General features: G+C 48.3%; 5 protein-coding genes. 4 read left to right on the forward strand and 1 reads right to left on the reverse strand.

The genetic code is table 11. The features are described from left to right. Positions 1-153 precede the first annotated feature (153 nt). The 3 genes from IQ254_RS29390 to IQ254_RS29400 all read left to right on the forward strand — a co-directional run bounded on the left by IQ254_RS29390 (position 154) and on the right by IQ254_RS29400 (position 3623). On the forward strand, positions 154-687 hold the full coding sequence (locus IQ254_RS29390; RefSeq protein ID WP_193969697.1) for a hypothetical protein: 534 nt from the start codon (positions 154-156) through the stop codon (positions 685-687). A gap of 1600 nt (positions 688-2287) precedes the next feature. Next, positions 2288-3091 carry an endonuclease/exonuclease/phosphatase family protein gene (locus IQ254_RS29395; protein ID WP_193969698.1) on the forward strand — a complete coding sequence of 268 codons (804 nt, stop codon included), beginning with the start codon at positions 2288-2290 and terminating at the stop codon, positions 3089-3091. Between the two features lie 4 nt (positions 3092-3095). Further along, on the forward strand, positions 3096-3623 hold the full coding sequence (locus IQ254_RS29400; protein ID WP_193969699.1) for a hypothetical protein: 528 nt from the start codon (positions 3096-3098) through the stop codon (positions 3621-3623). Between the two features lie 62 nt (positions 3624-3685). Here the strand turns inward: IQ254_RS29400 and IQ254_RS29405 are convergent, their stop codons facing one another. Next, entirely contained in the window at positions 3686-4672 is a 987-nt protein-coding gene (locus IQ254_RS29405) for an IS110 family transposase (protein WP_193969700.1), read from the reverse strand. 362 nt (positions 4673-5034) lie between these two features. Between IQ254_RS29405 and IQ254_RS29410 the strand changes: the two genes are divergently transcribed. Continuing rightward, positions 5035-5259 (forward strand): DUF433 domain-containing protein, encoded by a 225-nt coding sequence (locus IQ254_RS29410; RefSeq protein ID WP_193969701.1) that lies wholly within the window; start codon positions 5035-5037, stop codon positions 5257-5259. Positions 5260-5525 lie beyond the last annotated feature (266 nt).

The following is a 5525-nucleotide window of genomic DNA, read 5'->3' on the forward strand; positions in this document are numbered from 1 at the left end:
AACCGACAACGGTTGCACTCAACTCTTGGATATCTGTCCCCAGTGCAGTTTGAAGACAACTACTGGCTCTCTCTAGAGGGCCTGAACGTAGCTTAAAGTACCTGTCCACTTTCTTGAGTCAAGATCAATAGTCCCGAGACCACGGTGCGCTTTGTGCTCACTCAACTCGCCAATGGTCGGCAATTCATTCTGGTCTCCACCGATGGCTCGTTGAGTGGCCCCGAGGTAATTGCAGCCTATGGCTTACGCTTTAAGATTGAGCTCACCTTCCGCACCCTGATTCACCTGCTCGGTGGCTTTGCCTATCGTTTCTGGCTCAAAGCCATGACCCCGGCTCCACGGTGGCCTAAGACGCTCAAGCTAGCGGACTACCCTGAGTCCGTTCAAGCCCAAATCCTGACTAAAGTGGAGGCCCTGGAACGCTTTGTTAATCTCAATGCCATTGCCTTAGGGGTGCTTCAGGTATTGGCTTTAGAGTTGCCCACCCTGGTCTGGTCAAACTTTCCTCGCTGGTTTCGCACCTTGCCTAACCATGGCTACCCCAGTGAGCGCATTGTCCAACTCGCCCTCCAATATCAAGCCCAGGAGGTTTTTCCCAAAAGCCCGCCCACTCTACTTCTGCCTAAATTCCTCGCCGCCAAGCTTGGTCCTCAGAACCCCCCTGATTCTCTACCTTTGTCGGCCTAGGTCTAAATCTGGATCCACATAAAACTTGTGACTGTCCAGTAAAGAATATTTTTTGGCCAAACAGCCTGATCGTCCCCTCCTGGGAGGGGTAATACCAAATCCTATCTGTATACCCCCGGTTTGTAGGGGCATTGCACTGCAATGCCCCTACGAGGTATCGGTTTCGAAGCGGGGTTGTATGACTCGGATTTGGTATAAGGGGTGGGTCAGGCTCGGCCAAGAAGCCCCCATGCCGGACTCATCAGCTCATTTTCTGGCGCTATTTTTACCCACCCCGCCCTGCGGGCACCCCTCCAAGGAGGGGATGGGCGAGGAAGACAGAACGCGAAAAACTAGCCACCCACACTTGAAGTGCAAACTGGGGGGGCTAGGGTACGATAACCTTAATCTCGCAATCTGCTTCGGAGATTTGCGGGGTTAGCTGTCTGTTGGTGTTAGCCGCACCTACGGACAGCGCCAAGATTTTCGAGTTCTGTGTGGCTACCGCTCTGTTGAACGGCTTAACGATAGAGCATACTGGTACAAAAACTCCCCGTCAACCGTGGAGGATGGCACGATACTCTGGCAGATATTTAGACAGAATAGTTCTGCCTATCTACCCTTGAGAAAGCTATTATGCAGATTATCCGCTGCATATTCATCCTCGAAGGGGAATTAGGCTGCAAATAATCTGCCTATCTACCCTATAGAGGAAATCAGGCAGACAGGAGCGATCTATTAATTTGTTAGACGCGCGACTCGAAGTCGTTCGGGGGAGTTGGAAAGGACTCCTAAAATCCTTTCCCTGCCAGTGTTCAGGCAGATGTCCGCCTCGGAATGTTCAACCCGTAAGGGGAGGGCAGTATCAGCAGACGAGGTTAAGTGTCCAACAAGCTGAGAGCCAAACTCGGTAAGAGGGCTAGGGCAAGGTTGCTACGGATAATGGAAATGAATCCTTGATGAGGCTTCGTTAATTTAGGTGCTCGAAAAGGCTGAGACGAGCATGTTGGGGCACATGGGAATGGATAGCGTCTAAATATCCATCGCGAACACCCCGCCCCCGGAGTAAAGAGGAGTCCTAAGGCAACCGTATCTCCACCCCGTGCGGAACGAGGAAACCCCGATAGAGTCCGAATCCTGCCTTCAGAATTCGGTAAGCCAAAGGCAACTGCGGTCGAATCCTCTAGCGGAAACAGGATGTCCCAAGACGCGAAGGCTGCCAACCGAAAGGGAACCGGAATCCATAACGGGGCAGATAGGGCAATACCCAACCCGAAAGGGTGCTGACGTGGGACAGGTGATCGTCTTGATTGCAAGTGAGATGAGACTTAACTGGCGGGAAAAGTTAGGTGCAGGCTTCGGTTTGCAAACGTAACCGTCAGGACAATTCGCAAGGGTTGTTAAGCATCGGAGACACTGAATCTCAAGGCATTGCTTGAGCCGTGTACGGTGAAAGTCGTATGCACGGTTCTGAGGGGAGGGAGGGGGCTATATCTAAAACCCCTTCCTTTACCCGACGACTTATATTTTTTTAGCTTAGTAGATGTAACCTTCGCGAGATAAAAATGTGACGTTGAGAATTTTTATAAGCAAAAAATAGATAAAAATTAGGGTTTCTGATTTGTTAAAAATCATCTTCTGGAATGTAAATAAGAAAGACTTGAGCAAGTTTGTATGTGCAATGTCCACAGCAACAAATACAGATGTTGTCGTACTCTGTGAAAATAATGTGCCAGCCAAAAAGACGCTCAAAATGCTTCAGGAAAATGTTGCCAAAGAGTTTTATTGTCCAATCCATCAACCTACAGACAGATTTCACTGTTTTTGCAGAAATCGTCAACTTGATATGTCTGAAATTCACTCCGGTAATCGGACTAGCGTGCGTAAGCTGAAAATCGGTACGCATGAAACTTTACTGGCTCTATTTCACGGTTTTGACATTCGAAATTATGATTCCGAATCTCGACAGTCATCTGTCCAGTCCCTTGCAGATGATATGAAATTAGTTATTGATCAGCAACGCACGAATAAGTTGATACTTCTCGGTGATTTTAATATGAATCCATATGAAAGAGGTATGAATCTAGCAGCAGGACTGAATGCAATGATGACAAAATCATGTGTGGAACGTGGTTCTCGTCGGTTCCAGGATAAAGATTATGATTTTTACTACAATCCAATGTGGAGTCTTTTCGGTGACAACACAGATGGCCCTGCTGGCACTGTTTACGACACTAGCAACCAAGGCCCTTACGGATGGAGCATGCTCGATCAGATTATAATTAACCATTCCATCGTAGGAATTTTTCACAGTGTAAAAATTTTGACTGAAGCTGGGACTGCATCACTCATGAACCGAAAAGGACATCCAGATACTAATAATGCATCAGATCATTTTCCAATTCTTGTAAGTTTTTTTGAGTAGAAGAATGAGTAATTTTTGGCCAGAAGGCATTGAGATTAGCGACACACAATCGCCCAGAGAGATTCTTAAAGCCGCTCAAGAGGATTGGCAAACGAGTAGCCGGGGAGTCATGGAATTAATTTTACAGGATGCAACGACCAAAACTGGCAATCCTATGATAAAAGTTCACGCAAAACATGTGAAGAGTAATCGAACTGCTATGCTGTTTTCGGTTGTATACCGACCTAATTATCCTTATCCCGCAACGATTCAACCAAAAGATGATGACTTACCAGATTTCCTAAAAAAAACTTACTATGTAGAAGGTCAAAAAGGGATTGCAGCAATAATAAATAGTGATCCCTTGAATGTCCAAGGAAAAATGGTTTCAAACGAATGGGTCTCGGATACACCACCTGAATTCCGAAAAAAACTAGCTGAAGCTTTTAATCTAGGAATCATCAAAAGTGAAATACTGAACTTGGCATCTTCTGCCACAGACAACGCGAACACTACTAGCGAGGAGTTGCTAGAGGGCTTGGAAGAAAACTAGCCGATAAAATCTAACGAGTGCGATCGCAGATCTCCTGTAGATACTGTTTAAGCCGCTGTAGGTCAAGTGTTCTGGGGGACTAATTTAGCGGAGTCAAATTTTTCCCCTGAAGACAACACACCGTAGATAATTCGGATGAGTTTGTGCATGACGGCTCCGACAACTTGCATCTTCTGCTTTCCAGCGGCCAGCAGCCGTTGCCGAAACGCTTGGATTTCAGGGCAATAGCGAATCATCACGAGGGCTGGGAAATAGAGAGCCTTACGCAGACGGGCATTGCCAATCTTGCACAATCGCGTTTTCCCGTTGATGGAGCTACCGGACTGAAACTCTTGAGGGGTAAGACCGGCAAACGCCGCTAATTGGCGTGCTGAGCCAAAGACTTCAATTGAGCCAATCTCGCCGAGCACGGTGAGCGCGGTCTGGGTGCCGATGCCTGTGATGGACTCCAAGAGGGTCTGTTGCTCAGCTAAGTGGTCATGGGCTTGAATATGCTGCTGTAAGCGCTTTTTTAGTGCCGTTTCTTGCGCCTCCAGGAACTCAATATGCGCGTCAATATCAGCCTTGAGTTCGTCATCATTACAGAGTTCTCGGCGGTTCTTTTCCTGCGTCATCATCTGTTCAAGCGCCTCTAAGCGCCGGGTGAGCCTCTGGAGTTTGGCGACCTCATCGGGCGCGGGATGCCAGAGCGTTGGCTTGAGGTCTCGACAAAAGCGGGCAATCAGAGCAGCATCGGCAGCATCATTCTTGGTGCGGCTAAGCTGACTTTTACCGTAGCCCTTGATGCGGGCCGGATTGACGATACTGACCTGATGGCCCTGGTGATACAGATAGCGGGCTAGGGCGTGACCGTAAGTATTGGTGGCTTCCAGGCACGCGTGGGCCTGCTCACTGTCCTGAGATTTCAACCACTCGCTCAGCTGCGCAAATCCAGCGGCTGTATTGTCGAATTTGGCTCGTTTGACACGGGTGCTCTCTCTCAGCAGGGCGACGTCAAAACTGCCTTTGCTGATATCAATACCTAGCGGAACGATCGCCGATGCACTCATACGCCTACTCCTGAGTCCGTAACAACCGAGTCACTCAACAAGCGCACTATCCTTGCGGAATCCGGGGTGCCTATAAACGGGTTACCCAGCATACTGTCCAGGCTGCTTGGGGTGACAGCTTGAGGGGTGGGGAGGCTCTGATAGATCTACGAGGCAAGCTTGGTGGCTTGAGGTTGGGTTCGGAGTCCTCCCCGCAACGATATGCCTTTAGGATAAATCCAAGGGGCGTACCGCTTATATACAAGGTTGGGTTGACGCAGGAAACCCAACAGCATCTACTTTTTCTCACTGCTTACTGCTAGCTATAAAGTGATTGATAATTCAATGTAAACATTGAGAATACATCTTTAATAGGTTCAACTATGGATTACCGAGATTACATCACCATCGAACCCAACAAGCGCGGCGGCAAACCTTGCGTACGCGGCCTGCGAATCACAGTCTACGAAGTGCTTGAATACCTGGCTTCCGAGATGACCGAAGCCGAAATTCTCGATGACTTTCCCGACCTGACGCGAGAAGATCTAAAAGCCTGTATCGCCTATGCCGCCGATCGCGAGCGTCGGTTCATGACCGCACCCATATAGTCATTTGGCTTCGCCTTGGCAATTGCTCGACATGGCAAGTTGAAGATGTACTGCGGCGAGATTTCGACGCGATCAAACTATTTTATGAAGATGAGAGCTTATCACTGCTTGCCCTATCGTGATGCACAAAACCCTGAGCTAAGCTGTTAATCATTTAAACTACATATTAGAGAGCATATTTTGGCGAAGTATCTATGCCAATCAAGAACTATCTGACCGCCGAAGAGAAACAGGAGTTGCAGAAGCAGCTTAAGTTTCATGAGCAC

The organism is Nodosilinea sp. LEGE 07088 (genome assembly GCF_015207395.1).
In the GTDB taxonomy this organism is placed as follows: Bacteria; Cyanobacteriota; Cyanobacteriia; order Phormidesmidales; family Phormidesmidaceae; genus Nodosilinea.